The sequence below is a fragment of the Micromonospora sp. NPDC048905 genome, assembly GCF_040649655.1.
Classification (GTDB): domain Bacteria; phylum Actinomycetota; class Actinomycetes; order Mycobacteriales; family Micromonosporaceae; genus Micromonospora.
Genome location: NZ_JBEZFV010000003.1, coordinates 379,444 through 397,445, shown reverse-complemented (window position 1 = coordinate 397,445; position 18,002 = coordinate 379,444). Strand labels below are relative to the sequence as shown.

The following is an 18,002-nucleotide window of genomic DNA, read 5'->3' as shown; positions in this document are numbered from 1 at the left end:
AGGAGAGATAAAGCATGATCCAGAACGACATGAGCCGGCGGCGCCTGCTCGGCCTCGGTCTCGGACTCGGTGCCGCGGCCTCGCTGACCCTCGCGGGTTGCGGCGGCGGCGATGACAACGCCTCCGGGCCGGCCGCCGGCAACGGCGGCAAGGAGTACACCGGCCCCAAGGTGGACCTGAAGCTGTGGAACGGCTTCACCGGCGGCGACGGGGACATCTTCAAGGCGCTCGTCAACCAGTTCAACACCGAGCACCAGAACATCGCGGTGTCGGTGGCCACGTACCAGTGGGAGGACTACTACAACAAGCTCCCCGGTGCGGCCTCCAGCGGCAACGGCCCGGACATCGCGGTCATGCACATGGACCAGCTCGCCACCTTCGCCGCCCGCGGCGTGATCAGCGAGCTGGACGACGTGGCCAAGAACCTGGAGCTCTCCGAGGCGGACTTCGCGCCCACCGTGTGGCAGGGCGGGCTCTACAACAACAAGCGGTACGGCATCCCGCTGGACATGCACCCGCTGGGCTTCTACTACAACAAGGCCGTCATGCAGAAGGCCGGCCTGGACCCGAACAAGCCGCCGACCACCAAGGACGACTTCACGGCGGCGCTCGCCGAGTTCAAGAAGTCGGGCGTGCAGGGCTTCTGGCTCAGCCCGTTCCAGTTCACCGGCGGCATGACGTTCTACTCCCTGCTTAACCAGTGGGGGGGCAGCCTCTTCGACGCCGAGGTGGCCAAGGCCACGTTCAACTCCGGCCCGGCGGTCGAGGCGTGCACCTGGCTGGTCGACATGGTCAAGCAGGGCCACTCGCCGGCCAACGTCGGGCAGGACGCCGAGTACCTGGCGTTCAAGAGCGGCAAGAACGCCTTCACCTTCAACGGCATCTGGCAGATCAACGATCTGAAGAAGAGCCCCGAGGTGCAGTGGGGCGTCGCCCCGCTCCCCCAGCTCGGCAGCAAGCCGGCGGCCTGGGCCAACTCGCACAACTTCACGATCGTGAAGCAGCGGGCGAACAACGCCAACAAGGTCTCCGGCGCGAAGGTCTTCATCAACTGGCTGAGCCAGCACTCGCTGGACTGGGCCAAGGGCGGCCAGATCCCGGCCCGTAAGGATGTCCGGGAGAGCGCCGACTTCAAGGCGCTGCCGGAAATCTCGGCACTCGCCCCCGAGCTGGAGTACGCCGCGTTCCCGCCGGCGACCCCGGGCCTCGGCGAGGTCATCAAGACCTTCTACGACTCGTTCAACGTGGCCGCGCTCGGCAAGAAGTCGCCGCAGCAGGCGCTCGACGAGGGCGTGGCCAAGGCCAACAAGCAGCTCGAGGAAAACCGCAAGAAGTACGGGAGCTGATAACCAGTGGCGGACGTGATCGAGGTCGGGGCGGCGCGCGGTGACGCGCCGCCCCCGGCGGCCAACGAAGCCCGCCGGACCGCTTCGGCGGGTCGGACCAGACGGGCGACGCCATACCTGTTCCTTGCCCCCTACCTGGTCCTGTTCGGGGTCTTCGGCCTGTTGCCGATCATCCTCGGCCTCTGGCTGAGCGTGCACCAGTGGGACTTCCAGCTGCCCAACCGGCCGTTCGTCGGGTTGGACAACTACAAGCAGCTCTTCTCCAGCGACTCCGCCGTGTACGGCGACTGGTGGCAGAGCATCCGCGCCACCGCGATCTTCACGGTGCTGTCGGTGCCGCTGCTGGTGGTCGTACCGCTGGGGTTGGCCCTGCTGCTCAACCGCTCCTTCCCGGGCCGGACTTTCTTCCGGGCGGTCTACTTCGCGCCGTACGTGCTGGGTGTCGCGGTGATCGGCCTGCTCTGGCGGTTCCTGCTCGACGCCAACCTGGGCCTGGTCAACCGGCTCCTCGGCGTGGTCGGGTTGCCGTCGGACACGCCCTGGGTGACGAACATGCCATGGGCGTGGATCTCGCTGGTCGGCGTGACCGTGTGGTGGACCTCCGGCTTCAACGCGGTGATCTACCTGGCCGGGTTGCAGGACATCTCGCCGGAGTTGTACGAGGCGGCCCGGATGGACGGGGCCAGCGCGTGGCAGCGGTTCCGTAACGTCACCCTGCCCGGGTTGCGTCCGGTGCTGCTCTTCGTGATCACGACGACCGTGCTCGCGTCGGCGAACATGTTCGGCCAGTCGTTCCTGATCACCCAGGGGACGCCCGGCACGGAGACCCGCACGGTGGTGTGGTTCATCGTCGAGGAGGGCCTGCGCAACAACAACGCCGGCCGCGCCGCCGCGATGAGCATCGTGTTCGCCCTGCTGCTGGCGGTCGTGAGCATCGCCAACTTCCGCCTCTTCCGCTACAAGGAAGACTGAGGGGATCGCCATGACGACGCCCACGCCGACCTCCAACGGCTCCGGATCGGGGCCGCGCCGGGTCGGGCTCTACGCCATCCTGGTCGCGCTGACCCTGGTCTTCCTGGTTCCGCTGGTGTGGATGGTCATCACCTCGCTGAAGACCTACACGGCCGCCCAGGAGATCCCGCCGAGTTGGCTGCCGAATCCGCTCGCGGGTTACGGCTACGAGCAGATCCTCAACAACTCGGCGAACCCGGTGCTGCGGTGGTTCCTCAACAGCATGGTGGCCGCCACGCTGCACTCGCTGCTGGTGTTGGTGACCGCCTCGATGGCCGCGTACTCCCTGGCCCGGCTGAAGTTCCGGGGGCGTGGGGTGACCTTCGCCCTGATCGTCGGGACGCTGTTCATCCCGCCGACCTCGTTGATCATTCCGAACTTCCTGATCGTCGACCAGCTCAACTGGATCGACACCCTCGCCGTGGTGGTCGTGCCCGGCGCGGCCAGCGCGTTCGGGGTCTTCTTCCTGCGGCAGTTCTTCCTCTCCCTGCCGAACGAGCTGGAGGAGGCCGCCACGCTGGACGGCGCCAACCAGTGGCAGATCTTCTACAAGGTGGTGCTGCCGCTGTCCAAGCCGGCCCTGGCCACCCTGGCCGTGCTGTCGTTCCTCACCAACTGGAACGACTTCCTCTGGCCGATCTTCGTGCTGTTCAGCCCGGAGAAGCTCACCCTGCCGCCGGGCCTGGGCCTGCTCCAGGGCTCGTACGTCACCGACTACCCGGTGATCATGGCCGGTGCGGTGCTGGCCAGCGTGCCAGTGCTGATCCTCTTCGTGCTCGCTCAGCGGCACATCATTCAGGGCGTCTCCCGCAGCGGTCTGAAGGGATGACGCGCACGACCGCCCGGCGACGTGGCGCGGCGGCGATCGTTCTCGCCGCCGCGCTGCTCGTTTCGGGCTGCGCCGACGACACCGAGCCCACCCCCACCACGAGCAGCGGGAGCGAGCCCAGCATGTTCACCAACCCGGTCGTGAAGACCGACGCCCCGGATCCGCAGGCGATCCAGGTGGGCGACACCTGGTACCTGTTCCACACCAACTCCGGCGGCCGCAACGTCCCGGTGCTCACCTCGACGGACCTGGTCGACTGGATCGAGGCCGGGGACGCGCTGCCGACGCTGCCGGACTGGGCGGACGCCGGCAAGACCTGGGCGCCGGAGGTCATCCAGTTGGCGCCGGACCGGTTCGCGCTCTACTACACCGTGGCCGGCCGGGAGTCGGGCCGGCAGTGCGTCGGACGGGCGGTGGCCAGCGCGCCGCAGGGGCCGTACTCGGACGACGCGGCCGGCCCGCTGATCTGCCAGGCCGACCTGGGCGGGGCGATCGACGCCAGCCCGTTCCGGGACACCGACGGCAGCCTGTGGTTGCTGTGGAAGAACGACGGCAACGCGATCGGGGTGGACACCTGGCTCTGGTCACAGCGCCTCGCCGACGACGGTCTGACCCTCGTCGGCGAACCGACGAAGCTGCTGAAGCAGACCGAGGCGTGGGAGGGCACCCTGATCGAGGGGCCGTTCTTCCACCGCCAGGACGGTCGGCTGCTGCTCTTCTTCGCCGCCAACGCCTACGACCGGGCCGAGTACGCGGAGGGCTACGCGGTCTGCGAGAGCCCGACCGGCCCCTGTGTGAAGGCCGCCGAGAACCCGATCCTGAAGAGCGCCGAGGCCGCCTCGGGCCCAGGTCACGCCTCGATGGTCGTCAAGGACGGCCGGACCTGGCTGCTCTACCACGCCTGGCCGCCCGGCCAGGAGGGCAGCACCGACCCCGGTCGGCAGGTCTGGCTCGACGAGGTGACCTGGGTCGACGGCAAGCCGGTGGTCAAGGGTCCGACCGCCACGCCGCAACCCCGTCCCTGAGCTGATCGTGCGGAGGGGCCGCCCGGCCCCTCCGCACCTCGGTCAGGCGCTCGGCTCGCGCGGCGCCGGGGCGACCGCCGGTTCGTGCTGGGCCAGCCGGTTGCGGCGGTAGCCGTAACCGAAGTAGATCAGCGCGCCGAGCAGCATCCAGGCCAGGAACCGAAGCCAGGTCTCCACCGACAGGTTGAGCATCAGGTAGAAGCAGGCCAGCGCGGAGACGATCGGCAGCACCGGGGAGAACGGCACCCGGAACGGCCGCTCCAGGTCCGGGCGCTTGCGACGCAGGATCGGCACCGCGATCGACACCAGCACGAACGCGCAGAGCGCGCCGATGCTGACCAGGTCGGCCAACGCGGAGAGCGGCAGGAAACCGGCCAGCAGCGCGACCGCCACCGTCATGATCGCGGAGATCCGGTACGGGGTGCCCCACCGCGGGTGCACCTTCGCGATCGACGGCGGGATCAGCCCGTCCCGCGCGATCGCGAAGCCGATCCGGCCCATCGCGACCAGGTCGACGAGGATGACGCTGGTCAGGCCGGCGACCGCGGCGATGGAGACCAGCACGGCCGCCCAGCCCGCGCCGACCGACTCGAACGCCGAGGCGATCGGGGCGCCCCGGTCGATCTCGGTGTACGGCACCATCCCGACCACCACCAGCGAGACGCCGATGTAGAGCACGGTGGAGATCAGCAGCGTGCCGAGCAGACCCAGGGTGAGGTCCCGCTTGGGCTTCTTCGTCTCCTCGCCCAGGTTGGCGACGGCCTCGAAGCCGGTGTACGCGAAGAACACCACGGCGGCGGCGCTGAGCACCCCGACGAAGCCGAAGACGGACGGTTCCAGCCCGAAGAGCGCCTGCGTCACCGGTTGCTTGATGCCGTCGTCGCCGCTCCCGGCGGGCTCGGCCGGTGGGATGAACGGGCTGAGGTTCGCGGCCTTGACGAAGAACAGACCGGCCACCACCACGAACACGCAGATCGCCACCTTGACCAGCACCAGCAGGTTGGTGATCCGGGACGACTCCCGGATGCCGACGATCGCCACGATGCCGAGGATCAGCACGATGGCGATGGCGCCGACGTTCACCGTGCTGCCCTCCTCGCCGAACCATCGGGTCGGCAGGTCGAGCAGTTCCGCGAGGTAGCCGGACCAACCTCGGGCCACCACGGCCGCGCCGAGCGCGAACTCCAGCAGCAGGTCCCAGCCGATGATCCAGGCGACGATCTCGCCCATCGTGGCGTACGCGTAGGTGTAGGCGCTGCCCGCGGTCGGCACGCTGGAGGCCAACTCGGCGTAGCAGAGGGCGGCGAGCAGGGCGACCACGCCGGCGATGGCGAAGGAGATCACCACGCCCGGTCCGGCGCTGTCCCGGGCTTCGATGCCGGTGAGGGTGAAGATGCCGGTGCCGATCACGATGCCGATGCCGAAGCCGGTGAGGTCGAGCGCGCCGAGCCGTCTCTTCAGGCCGAGCGTGCCGTCACTGCCGTCGGCCTCCCCTTGGGCTATCACGTCCTTGATTGGTTTGGTGCGCAGCACGGACACGCGGTCACCCCTCCCACCGTGCGACCACCTCCGTGGCGGCCGGTGACCGCCGTTGCTACCCAGCGGCGCGATTGGTCAACCACGAACCCTTGCGGCGCTTGCCAAATTGTGAAAATTTTCTACCAGCAACGCGGACATCCACGGCGAATCTTGCCGCGCGCCGCGAACCATCCGGGAGCCCCAACGAAGGGACACACCGCATGAGAGCCACCCGACTCGGAGTCGCCGGGCTGGTCGCAGCCCTGCTCGGGACGACCGTCACCGCCACCCCCGCGAGCGCCGCGACCGATGCCGCCACTCCCACCACCACCTGCGTCACCGACCCGGCCACGCCGAAGCGCCAGTTCCGGGCCATGTGGATCTCGTCGGTCGTCAACATCGACTGGCCCAGCAAGGCGTCCCAGACCAGCCCGGACCGGGTCGCCACCCAGCAGGCCGAATATCGGGAACTGCTCGACCTCGCCCAGCGGCTGCACCACAACGCCGTCGTGGTGCAGGTCCGGCCCACCGCCGACGCGCTCTGGCCCTCGCCGTACGAGCCGTGGTCGGAGTACCTGACCGGGACCCGTGGGCAGGACCCGGGCTGGGACCCGCTGGCCTTCCTCGTCGACGAGTCGCACAAGCGCAACCTGGAGTTTCACGCCTGGTTCAACCCGTACCGCGTCTCCATGCCGGCCCCCGGCGGCGCCGGCGCCGACCTCACCCAACTCGCTCCCGGCCACCCGGCGCGGCAGCACCCGGACTGGACCTTCGCCTACCCGCCGGCCGGCGTGGCCGGCAGCCGGCTCTACTACAACCCCGGCATTCCGGAGGTACGCGAGTTCGTGCAGACCGCGATGATGGACGCGGTCCAGCGGTACGACATCGACGGCGTCCACTTCGACGACTACTTCTACCCCTATCCCAGCGGCACCTACCAGGTGCCCGACGACGCCACCTTCGCCGCGCACAACCGGGGCTTCACGGACCGGGCGGACTGGCGGCGGGACAACATCAACCTGCTGGTCCAGGAGATGAACGGCAAGATCAAGGCGGCGAAGCCGTGGGTGAAGTTCGGCGTCAGCCCGTTCGGCATCTGGCGCAACAAGGCCGCTGACCCGCTCGGCTCGGACACCACCGGCAGCCAGTCGTACGACATCATCTCCGCCGACACCCGCACCTGGATCAAGCAGGAGTGGATCGACTACGTGGTCCCGCAGCTCTACTGGTACATCGGCCAGTACCCGGCCGCCGACTACGCGCGACTCGTCCCGTGGTGGGCCGAGACGGTGCGCGGCACCCGCGTGCAGCTCTACATCGGCCAGGCCGACTACAAGAGCGGCGACCCCGCGTACGGACCGTACTGGCAGAACCCGCGTGAGCTGTCCGACCACCTGACGCTCAACCGGTCGTACCCGGAGGTGCAGGGCAACGTGCACTTCTCGGCCGTCCAGGTGCGGGCCAACCGGCTCGGCGCCACCGACATCTACGCCGCCGAGCACTACTCCCGGCCCGCGCTGGTGCCGGCCATGCCGCACCTGCCGGCCAGGCCGCTGCTCTTCCCGGTGGTCACCAAGGCGACCCGACAGGCCGACGGGGTACGGCTGACCTGGCGTCAGCCCGCCGACGGTGTCCGGCCACTCGGCACCGCCACCTCGTACGCGATCTACCGGTTCGACGGCACCGCCCTGCCCGGTCGGTGCGGCACGGCGGACGCCGCGCACCTGGTCAACACCGTCCGCGCCACACCCGGTGGCACGCAGTCCTGGGTGGACACCTCGGCCGTGCCCGGTGAGCGCTACACCTACCAGCTGACCGCGTTGGACCGGTCGGCCAACGAAAGCCCGACCAGCCCGCCGGCGTTCGTCAGGCGCTGACCCGTTCCCCGGAATGCCCCGGTCGCCCCGAGCGGCCGGGGCATTCGTCTGTTTGAACCCATGTCACCAATTGTTGGCGAGGCACATACCGAGCAGTTGATCAGCTGATCGAAACTTGTCGACATCCGGTGACCCGCCGGTAACTTCCCGCCCCACCCGCCCACCCCCGCGGAGGTAACAAGTGCCCCGACGTCTTGCCACCCTGTTCGCCTCGGGCGCGCTCGCGCTGCTCGCCACCCTCGCCATCGCCTCCCCCGCCGCCGCCGCCGTCACCCCCGCCCAGAAGCTGTCCGTGCTGTCCAGTTGGACGCAGACCAGCGCCTCCAGCTACAACTCCTGGAACAGCGCCCGGGTCAACCGGGCACCCTGGGCCGAGTACAACTTCACCTGGTCCACCGACTACTGCTCGTCCAGCCCGGACAACCCGCTCGGGTTCACCTTCAGCCTCAGCTGCTACCGGCACGACTTCGGCTACCGCAACTACAAGGCGGTCAGCCAGTTCCCCGCCAACAAGTCCCGACTGGACAGCGCCTTCTACGAGGACCTGAAGCGCGTCTGCACCACGTACAACACGGTCGTCCGACCGGCCTGCTACAGCCTGGCCTGGACCTACTACCAGGCGGTCAAGACCTTCGGCTCGGTAGCAGCCGTCCAGCAGGCCGACATCGACCGCGCCGCCCAAATAAAGGCCGAAGCCGAAGCAGCCGCCGCCCGCGCCTAACCCCCCACCCCCCACCCCCCACCCCCCACCCCCACCCCCACCCCCTCGGCGGCGTTGATCAAGAGGTTTCGGTCACCAGGAGCCTGTTTCCTGACGCAAATCTCTTGATCAACAAGGCTGAGGGGGGGTGGGGGCAGGGCTGGGGTTAGGCGCGTTCGGTGCGGGTTGCTGGGTGGCGGTCGGGGTCGGCGGGGCGGCGGGGGGTGGGCTGGGACAGGCCGGTGCTGAAGCGGGTCGAGTCGGCCGCCAGGTCCGGGTGTTCCACGTCCAGTGCCAGCGCGGCGGCCTCGTCCAGCCCCAACTCGGCACCCTCGCCGTACGCGTCGTCGAACACCGCGTCACCCAGTTGCGCGCGCAGTTCGGCCTGCTGTTCGGCCCAGTAGCCGCCGTAGATGCCCGGGGTCGCGCGCATGCTCGCCCGGGTGGCCTGCGCCGCCCCGAACAGGCGAGCCGCGGTCAACCGGTCCCCGCCGATCACGCAGCGCACCGCGACCGCGTTCAACGTGTCACACGCCCGACCGTGGTAGCCGTGGCCCATCCGCGAACGCAGTGCCACCAGCAGGTGCTCGTGCGCGGCGATCACATCGCCCCGGGCCAACGCGACCATCCCGAGCAGCATGTCCACCGACCGCCGGCCCCGCTCCACCGGGCGGGCCGCCTCCACCGGACGCACCGCCCCCAGCAGATCCGCCGCCTCCCCCAGGGCGCCCCGCCGCCAGAGCAGCTCAGCCAGGCTGAACACCGCCAACAGCGCCTCGCCGACCACGTCCTGCCCGTGCGCCCAGTCGATGACCTCCCGGCACACCCGCTCGGCCTCGACGAACTGCCCCATGTCCACCAACGGCGCGGCCCGGCCGGCGAGCACCCGGGCCAACAACCCGGCATCACCGGCCTGCCGGGCGGCCGCCTCCGCCCGCTGGGAGTAGCGCAACTCCTCGGCGAACTCACCGTCCGCGCCGGCGTGCAACGAATGCATGTGGTAAACCGCCGCCAGCTCCGCCTCCGGGATCCGCTCACCCGTCTCGGCGATCCGCCCGTACAACCGGAACAGCCACAGCCGCCCCTCCCGGGCCAGGCCCCGCTCAAGCCACCACTGGTCCAGCCCACCGGCCAGACCGAGACCGGCACGGGCACTACCGCCCGTGGCGCACCACCGCAACGCTGCGCGTACCTCCCCGGCCAACGGGTCGAGGGCGTACAGCGACAGCGTCACCGGGCGGCCGTCCTGACCCAGGTGTGCCCGGTCCACCGCATGGGCCGACCAGGCGACATGCCTATTCCGGGCGGCCCGCTCCTCACCCGCCTCGGCCAGCCGCCGCGCCGCGTACGCCCGGATCGGGTCGAGCATCCGGTAGGTGCTACCGGTGGCCCGCGGCTCGGCCAACACCATCGACTTGTCCACCAGCACCGACAGTGGATCCAGCGGGTCGTCGCCCAGCAGCCACTCCACCGTCGCCAGGTCCACCGGCCCGGCGAAGACCGACAGCCACCGCAGCAGGCGGGCGGCCCGAGGCCCGAGCGTCCGGTACGACCAGGTGACGGTGGCCTGCATCGTCAGGTGCCGTTCCGTGGCCGACCGCTGCACCGCCCTGCTCGCCGCGGTGGGTGGCGACGCCCCGGACGCCGCGGCCACCAGGTCCACCGTGTCCTGCTGGTTGCCGGACCAGCCGCGCTCCACCGGTGGCGGATCCGGGTCCTCCCGACCGGCGTCCAGAGTGCCGAGAACATCGTCGAGGCGTTCCGCGAGCTGGCCCACCGAGAGCACCCGCAGCCGGGCGGCGGCCAGCTCGATGGCGAGCGGTAACCCGTCCAACCGCTGCACCACCCTGCGGAGATCGGCCGACTCGGCCGGGTCCGGCCGCCGGCCGCCTCGCGCCGCCGCCGTACGGTCCAGCAGGAGCGCCACCGCATCGCTCTCCGCACCGTCCGCGCGCGGGTCGACCGAGAGCGGCGGGATCCGCCACACCACCTCACCCGGCAGGCTGAACGACTCCCGGCTGGTCGCCAGCACCCGTACGCCACCACCGCCGGACAACAACCGCGCGATCACCTCCGCGCAGGCGGCCGGCTGGGTGTCACAGGTGTCCAGGACGACAAGCATGCGGCGGCCGGCCGCGTACTCGACAAGGGTGTCCAGCATCGGCCGGCCCGGTTCGGGTCGCAGGCCGAGCACCGCGGCGATCGCGAATGCCACCAACCCCGGGTCGGTCACCGCGGCGATGTCGACGAACCACACCCCGTCCGGGTACGACTCGACGACCCCGCTGGCCAACTCCACCGCGAGCCGGGTCTTGCCCGCCCCGCCCGCGCCGAGCACCGTGATCAGGCGGTGCTGCTTCACCAGCAGGCCCAACTCGACGCGCTCGGCCTGCCGACCGACGAACGACGTCACCTGGGTCGGCAGATTGTGCGCCACCGCGTCGGCGGTGCGGGGACGCGGGAACTGCCGCTCCAGGCCCGGCGCGACCAGTTGGAAGAGCCGCTCCCGGTCGTCGAAACCGCGCAGCCGGTGCAGGCCGAGGTCGAGCAGGGTCGCACCGGGCGGCAACGGCTCGGCCCGACGGGCGGTGGGCGCCGAACAGAGCACCTGCCCGCCGTGCGCCGCGGCGGCCACCCGGGCGGCCCGGTGCACCTCGGGGCTGGCGTAGTCGCCGTCGCGCGGCTCGGCGTAACCGGTGTGCAGGCCCATCCGCACCCGGGGTGCGGCTTCGGCGGTCGGCCAGTCGTGGTTGGACAGCGCCCGCTGGGCGGTCAGGCAGGCGGTCAGCGCCGCTGCCGCGTCCTCGAAGGCCAGGAAGAACGAGTCGCCCTCGGTCAACAACTCCGCGCCGCCCGTGCTGGCCAGCGTCCGGCGCAACAGCCGTCGGTGCTCGGCGAGCACCGGGCGGTAGTCGGGGCCGAGCAACTGGGCCAGCCGGGTCGAGCCCTCGATATCGGTGAACACGAAGGTCACCCAACCGCTCGGGAGCTGGATCCGTGGCGACATGCGTGGAACCTCCGCCCGTGACGTCGGGTTCATGCTGCCTGAGTCCGAGCGGTAACGCATCGTGAGAACGGTCGGGCAGATGCCGCCTCAAAGTGCCACTCGGACCCGGTCACGGCAAGAACAGCCCACCAGGTGGCGGGGAATTGGTCCGATCAGCAGCCGCAGGCGCCTCCGCAGCACCCACCACCGGAGGACGCCGGGGCGCCACCGACGGCCCCACCCCGACCGGTGACCGCGACCGCGGAGAGCAGCTTCACCGTGTCGGTGTGTCCCTGCGGGCAGACGGCCGGGTCAGCGGCAGCCGCCATCGGACGGTTGACCTCGAAAGTGTCGCCGCAGGCGCGGCAACGGAACTCGTACCGGGGCATGCGCCCAGGGTACGGGAACTGACGTCCGGCGGAGGATGGGTGATACTCGACGGGTGGTGGACGGCGAGGACGACACGCGTGTGCAACCATTACGACCGGCCGCGCCGCTGGACGGGCCACTCGAAGGCTCGGGGGCCGCGCCCGACCCGGTTCGCGCGGTGCCCCGCCCCCGCCGGCCCTGGCTGAGCGGCCGGACCGCGAGTACGCCGCCCACACCTGCCACCACCTCCGGACCGACCGACGCCCCCTCGGCCAGCCCGACCGACGCCCCCAGGTCCGGGCCAGGCGCGGCCGGCGTCGGCGCGAAAGACCGGGTCGAGCCCGATCCGGTCGCCGACGACAGCGCTGACACGCGGGCAGCGGCCCCCAGGACCGATAACCCGAAGACCGACAACCCGAAGACCGAAGACCCGAAGACCGGCGGCCCGAAGGTCGGAGACCAGGCGACCGGAGACGCGAAGGCGACCGGCAGCGCCACTGCTCCGGGCGCGCCGCAGTCCGCCACCGGGCCGAGTGCCGACAAGTCGACAGACGACACGAAGGCCGGTGCGCCGGCCGACGACACGAAGCCCGGTGTGTCCGCTGACGAGACGAAGCCCGTCACCAAGGTCACCGCGGATCTGGCGAAGACCAGTGTGGACGAAATTCCCGCCGTGCCGGCGTCCGGCGCCTCCCGGCGACGGCGGGTGCCGTTCGCGCACGCGGTACGGCTGCCGCCGCGCCGGGTGGCAGCCTCGGCCGTCCGTGCGACCCGGGCCTGGGCTCGTCGACCGAGTGGCCGGCTCACCCTGCCCGGCCTCTTCCTGCTGGCGCTGGTGGCCGCGACCGCGGCGGCGGGCGCCCTGCTCGTGCCGGCCACGATCCGCGCACCCCGCCCGGTCGCGGCCGACGCCTCCGGCACGCCCACCGTCCCGCCGGGGGTGCCTGCCCGCCTGCCCACCGGCCCGGTGCCCGAAGGCGGCCTACCGGGTGGCGGACTACCCAGCGGTGGACTACCGAGCGGTGGACTGCCCACCGGCGGACTGCCGACCGGCGGACTGCCCACCGGCGGACTGCCCACCGGCGGACTGCCCACCGGCGGACTGCCGAGCGGTGGACTGCCGACCAGCGGACCCGGCATCGGCGGCCGGCCGTCGGACGCCCTGGCTGGCTGGGCTCAACAGGTCGGTGCCAAGGTGAATATCCCGGCCGTCGCCATGCAGGCGTACGGCTACGCCGAGCTGATGCTCGCGCAGACGAACCGCAGTTGCGCGCTGAGCTGGACCACGCTGGCCGCGATCGGGCAGGTCGAATCGGGGCACGGGTTGGCCAACGGCGCGCGGTTGGGGCAGGACGGCAAGGCGCTACCGAAGATCATCGGACTGCCGTTGGACGGCAACGGCGGCCGGATGCGGATCATCGACACCGACCGTGGGGTGCTCGACGGGGACCTGACCCTCGACCGGGCGATCGGGCCGATGCAGTTCATCCCGACCACCTGGCAGGAGATCGGCGCGGACGCCGACAATGACGGGATCAAGGACCCGCACGACCTGGACGACGCGGCCCTGGCGGCGGGTAACTACCTCTGCAAGGGTGGTCGGAACCTGAGCATCCCGGGCGACTGGTGGAACGCGATCCTGTCCTACAACGATGTACGGCGGTACGCCCAGGACGTCTACGACACCGCCAACCGGTACGGACGGGCCAGCCGCCCGTGACGTGATCGTCTCGATACGTTGGAGAACTGGACACTTCCCCCCGGCCTCTGTTAGCGGCAAGCTAGACGGGTGATGGTGCGCGAGTGGGACCCGAGGACCGCGTCGTCCGCCGAGATCGCGTCGCTGCTGGTCACGCTGAACGCGGTGCTGGCGGCCGACCTGCCGCAGGATCCGCCGTGGCGGGAGACCTCATTGCGCGAATACCTCGCCGAGGTGATGCCCGGCGAGCGGCGGATCTCCTGGATCGCCCAGGCCGAGGCGACCGACCCCGGTGCTCCGGGCGCGGTGCTCGGCCAGGTGCACGTGCTGCTCCTCGGTGACATCGGCGTGCTCGAGGTGCTGGTGCACCCGTCGGTGCGGCGCAGCGGTCTCGGTCGTGACCTGGTGTTGCGTGCTGCCCGCCGGGTCTACCAGGAGGGCTTCCGGTCGATCGGGGTCGAGGTGGTCGGCGACACGCCCGCGGTCGGGTTCTACGAGTCGCTCGGCTTCACCCGGGAGTACGTGGAGACGCGCAGCGTGCTCGACCTCACCGCGGTCGACTGGGCCGAGCTGACGCAGATGGCCACCGGCATCGCGGCGGGCTACCACCTGGAGTTCTTCCCCGGTGGGCCACCGGACGACCTGATCGAGGCGTACGCGCGGGCGAAGGCCGAGGTGCGCGACGTCGACGACGGTGAGCTGCGCCCCAGCTCCTACGAGCCGGAGCGGCTGCGCGACAGCCTCGACACCCTGCACCGGCGGGGCATGAAACCGTACATCGTGCTCGCCCGACACGAGCAGAGCGGCGAGGTGGCCGGCCTGACCGAGGTGGTGGTGCCCGCGCAGCACCCCACCCGCGCCGACCAGTACGACACCATCGTCGCGCAGGACCACCGGGGCTACGGCATCGACCGGGCGATCAAGGCCCGGATGCTGTTGGAGCTGCGCTCCGCCGAGCCGGAGCTGATCGAGGTGCAGACCTGGAACGCGCAGGCCAACGAGGCGATGCTGAAGGTCAACGCCGAGCTGGGCTACCAACCGGACCGCGACTGGTGCGAATACAGCGTCGACGTCGCCGAGCTGGTGCACCGGCTCGATCCGCCACGCTGAGGGAATTCACGCAACTGTCCACTGGGGGATGGACGGTGGACCACCGCGCACCTTAACGTGCGTTGACCCCATCCACCCATCGTGGAGGCCCTATGCGCCCGCGCCGCTCAATCGCCGCGCTCGCGACCGCCACCGCCGCCGTGACCATCACGGCGCTCGGCGTCGCACCCACCGCGGCCAGCGCCGCGCCCACCGATCTGTTCATCTCGGAGTACGTCGAGGGTTCGTCGAACAACAAGGCGATCGAGCTGTTCAACGGCACCGGCGCCCCGGTTGACCTCGCCGCCGGCGGCTACCGGCTCCAGCTCTACTTCAACGGCTCCACCACGGCCACCACGATCGCGTTGACCGGGAACGTGGCCGCCGGTGACGTGTTCGTGTTCGCCAGCGCGTCGGCCGGGGCCGCCATCCTCGCCCAGGCCGACCAGACCACCGGGGCCAGTCTGTTCAACGGTGACGACGCGGTCGTGCTGCTCCGGGGCGTCACCGTGCTCGACTCGATCGGGCAGGTGGGCGTCGACCCGGGCACCGAGTGGGGTGCGGGCGCCACCAGCACCGCGGACGACACCCTGCGCCGGCTGCCGACCGTGACCAGCGGCGACACCGACCCGACGGACGCGTTCGACCCCGCGGCCCAGTGGGCCGGCTTCCCGGTGGACACCTTCGACGGCGTCGGCGCGCACTCCGTGGACGGCGGCGGGCCGGTCGACGTCCCGGCCACGCTGACCTGCGGCGGCCCGCTGGTCACCAGCGCGGGCACGGCGGCGAGCCGGGAGGTCACCGCCACCGATCCCGATGACACGATCGTCGACCTGGTGGTGACCTCGGTCAGTCCGACCCCGTCCGCCGGCTCGATCACCCGCACGGCGCTCACTCCCGCGGGGGGCGTCGGCGGCACCGCCCGTGCCACGATCGACGCGAGCGCCGACCTGGCCGCCGGGGCGTACACCGTCACCCTCACCGCGACCGACGCGGACGGCGGCACCGCGAGCTGCGCGCTGGCCGTGCAGGTGACCCGGGAGTTGACCGTCGGTGAGGTGCAGGGCCCGACCACCGACACCGAGTCCGGCCCCGCCGACCGGTCGCCGCTCGCACCGGCGAGCGGCAACGGCACGAGCAGCACGCTGTACGACGTACGCGGCGTCATCACCCAGTTGACTCTGGCCCGCACGTCGGCCGGCGCGGAGCAGCGCGGCTTCTTCCTGCAGAGCCGCACCGGCGACACCGACGGCGACCCGACCAGCTCCGACGGCATCTTCGTGTTCATGGGCGCGTTCACCTCGCTGATCGGCGGTTACGTGCCGACGGTCGGCGACGAGGTCGTGCTGCGGGCCCGGGTGTCGGAGTACTACAGCTTCACCCAGCTCTCCGGCGCGTCGCTGGTCCGCCGGATCGGCGGTGGGCTGGCCGTGGACACGGCGGTCGCGGTGACCGACGCGGTGCCGCCGGCCGTGCTGACCGACGCGCAGCGCTTCTGGGAGCGGCACGAGGGCTCCCGGATGCGGGTTCGCGCGGGCAGCGGCGCGGTGAGCGGCCGGGACGTCTTCTCCTCCACGGCCGACGCGGAGCTGTGGGTGGTCGACCGCGACGACCCGTTGCTGGACCGCGCCGACCCGTACTCCCGGCGGGTCTTCCGGGACTCGCACCCACTGGACAACGACCCGACCCGCGGCTTCGACGACGGCAACGGTCAGCGGACGCTGCTCGGCAGCATGGGCGTGAAAGCCACCGCCGGGGACAGCGCCGCGCTGCTCCCGCCGGCGCACACCTTCGACACGCTGCGGGCGGACGCGGTGGGCGGGGTCTACTACTCGTTCGAGAAGTACGGCGTCCAGGTCGAGCGGGCGGAGTTCGCCGCCGGGGCCGACCCGTCGAAGAACAACCCGCCCAAGCCGGCCGACCGGTCGCAGGAGGTGGCCGTCGCCACCTACAACGTGGAGAACCTGTACGACTACCGCGACGACCCGTTCGACGGCTGCGACTTCACCGGTAACGCCGGCTGTCCAGGTGTCGACCCGCCGTTCGACTACGTGCCGGGCAGCGAGGCAGAGTACCGCGAACAGCTGGCCGCGCTCGCCGACCAGATCGTCAAGGACCTGCACGCACCGGATCTGATCCTGGTGCAGGAGGCCGAGGACCAGGACATCTGCACGGTCTCCGGGGCGGCGCTGAGCTGCGGCGACACCAACAACGCGGACGGCGCTCCGGACAGCATCCAGGAGTTGGCGCTCGTGGTGGCGGCGGCCGGCGGACCGGCGTACGCCGCGGCCTATGACCGGACCGGCGCGGACGCCCGTGGGATCACCGCGGCGTTCCTGTACCGCACCGACCGGTTGTCGCTGACGGCCGCGACGGCCGACGATCCACTGCTGGGCTCGACACCGTCCGTCCAGTACCGCGCTGCCGGCCTGCCGGCCAACGCGGACGTACAGAACCCGAAGGCCCTCAACGCGGTGCTGCCGGCGGATGTGGACACCTCGACCGGGCGGGACGGCACCAACGTCTTCACCCGCGCCCCTCAGCTGGGCAGGTTCAGCGTGGCCGCGTCGCCCGGTTCGACCGAGCGGTTCACCCTGTACGCGCTCAGCAACCACTACTCCTCCGGCCCGGACAGCCGGGTGGGGCAGCGGCGGGAGCAGGCCCGCTACGGCGCGGCGATCGTCACCGCGATCGAGGCGGCCGACCAGAGCGCCCGGGTGGTCTACGGCGGGGACCTGAACGTCTTCCCCCGCCCGGACGATCCCATCGCCACCGGCGAGCAGCCCACGCCGTCGGACCAGCTCGCGCCGCTGTACGAGGCGGGTCTGCACAACCTGTGGGACAACCTGGTCGCGGAGGTGCCGGCGTCGGCGTACTCGTACAGCTTCGAGGGGCACGCGCAGACACTCGACCACCTGTTCGTCAACGACGCGCTCTACGGCGATCTGGTGCAGGTGCGGGCGGCGCACATCAACGCCGACTGGCCGGCGGAGTTCAGCGGCGACGGGTCACGGGGTTCCAGCGACCACGACCCGCAGGTGGCCCGGTTCCGGTCCCGCGCCTCGCTGACCGTCGCCGACGCGACGGTGGTCGAGGGCAACCAGGGCACCCGGCAGCTCACCTTCACCGCGACCGTGTCCCGGCCGTTGTCCCAGCCGGTGCTGCTCTGTGCAACCACCGTCGGCCTCACCGCGCAGTCGGGTTCGGACTTCGACCCGTACGCCGGGTGCAAGGTGTTGGCCGCCGGGCAGACGGCGGTGGCGTTCCCGGTGACCGTGCGCGGCGACCGGAGGCGGGAGTCGGACGAGAAGCTGACGCTGCTGGTGGCCGGCGTGCCCGGCCTGCGGCTGGCCGACCCGCTCGCGGTCGGCACGATCACCAACGACGACTGAGGGGTCTCCGCCCGCCCACGAATGATCGCGCTCGATCCAAGATGTAGTGGCCTCCGCCGACCAGGAGGCCACTACATCTGTGTTTCTGCACGATTTTGGCAAAAAGCGCGGCGCTGGCGGATGTAACGCCGAATCGCCGCCGAACCAAGGAAGGGGTGTAA

Annotated in this window: 12 protein-coding genes; 9 read left to right on the top strand and 3 right to left on the bottom strand. The window is 70.9% G+C overall.

What is annotated here, in order from left to right; genetic code table 11:
- Window positions 1-14: 14 nt before the first annotated feature.
- Genes AB0C01_RS10060 through AB0C01_RS10045 form a run of 4 tightly spaced genes read left to right on the top strand, consistent with a single transcriptional unit; the run spans window position 15 to window position 4,211 of the window.
- On the top strand, window positions 15-1,346 hold the full coding sequence (locus tag AB0C01_RS10060) for an ABC transporter substrate-binding protein (RefSeq protein WP_357570868.1): 1,332 nt from the start codon (window positions 15-17) through the stop codon (window positions 1,344-1,346).
- Between the two features lie 6 nt (window positions 1,347-1,352).
- Entirely contained in the window at window positions 1,353-2,318 is a 966-nt protein-coding gene (locus AB0C01_RS10055) for a sugar ABC transporter permease (RefSeq protein WP_357253908.1), read from the top strand.
- Between the two features lie 10 nt (window positions 2,319-2,328).
- On the top strand, window positions 2,329-3,186 hold the full coding sequence (locus AB0C01_RS10050; RefSeq protein ID WP_357570867.1) for a carbohydrate ABC transporter permease: 858 nt from the start codon (window positions 2,329-2,331) through the stop codon (window positions 3,184-3,186).
- Window positions 3,183-4,211, top strand: coding sequence for a glycoside hydrolase family 43 protein (locus AB0C01_RS10045; protein WP_357570866.1), 1,029 nt, complete (start codon window positions 3,183-3,185; stop codon window positions 4,209-4,211). Before AB0C01_RS10050 ends, AB0C01_RS10045 begins: the two co-directional genes overlap by 4 nt.
- Window positions 4,212-4,253: 42 nt before the next feature.
- Here AB0C01_RS10045 and AB0C01_RS10040 read toward each other — a convergent pair whose 3' ends face one another.
- Entirely contained in the window at window positions 4,254-5,750 is a 1,497-nt protein-coding gene (locus AB0C01_RS10040) for an amino acid permease (protein WP_357570865.1), read from the bottom strand.
- A gap of 200 nt (window positions 5,751-5,950) precedes the next feature.
- On the opposite strand from AB0C01_RS10040, the gene AB0C01_RS10035 reads away from it, so the two are divergent.
- Window positions 5,951-7,606 (top strand): family 10 glycosylhydrolase, encoded by a 1,656-nt coding sequence (locus AB0C01_RS10035; RefSeq protein ID WP_357570864.1) that lies wholly within the window; start codon window positions 5,951-5,953, stop codon window positions 7,604-7,606.
- A 181-nt stretch (window positions 7,607-7,787) separates the two neighbouring features.
- Window positions 7,788-8,327 (top strand): phospholipase, encoded by a 540-nt coding sequence (locus tag AB0C01_RS10030; RefSeq protein WP_357570863.1) that lies wholly within the window; start codon window positions 7,788-7,790, stop codon window positions 8,325-8,327.
- Window positions 8,328-8,472: 145 nt separating this feature from the next.
- On the opposite strand, the gene AB0C01_RS10025 is transcribed toward AB0C01_RS10030, so the two are convergent.
- On the bottom strand, window positions 8,473-11,313 hold the full coding sequence (locus AB0C01_RS10025) for an adenylate/guanylate cyclase domain-containing protein (protein WP_357253898.1): 2,841 nt from the start codon (window positions 11,311-11,313) through the stop codon (window positions 8,473-8,475).
- Between the two features lie 152 nt (window positions 11,314-11,465).
- On the bottom strand, window positions 11,466-11,681 hold the full coding sequence (locus AB0C01_RS10020) for a zinc ribbon domain-containing protein (RefSeq protein WP_357253896.1): 216 nt from the start codon (window positions 11,679-11,681) through the stop codon (window positions 11,466-11,468).
- Between the two features lie 53 nt (window positions 11,682-11,734).
- Between AB0C01_RS10020 and AB0C01_RS10015 the strand changes: the two genes are divergently transcribed.
- From AB0C01_RS10015 to AB0C01_RS10005, 3 genes are all read left to right on the top strand, one after another.
- Entirely contained in the window at window positions 11,735-13,381 is a 1,647-nt protein-coding gene (locus tag AB0C01_RS10015) for a lytic murein transglycosylase (RefSeq protein WP_357570862.1), read from the top strand.
- 72 nt (window positions 13,382-13,453) lie between these two features.
- Window positions 13,454-14,470, top strand: a complete 1,017-nt coding sequence (locus AB0C01_RS10010) for a GNAT family N-acetyltransferase (protein ID WP_357570957.1) — start codon at window positions 13,454-13,456, stop codon at window positions 14,468-14,470.
- Window positions 14,471-14,562: 92 nt separating this feature from the next.
- On the top strand, window positions 14,563-17,841 hold the full coding sequence (locus AB0C01_RS10005) for a lamin tail domain-containing protein (RefSeq protein WP_357570861.1): 3,279 nt from the start codon (window positions 14,563-14,565) through the stop codon (window positions 17,839-17,841).
- Window positions 17,842-18,002 lie beyond the last annotated feature (161 nt).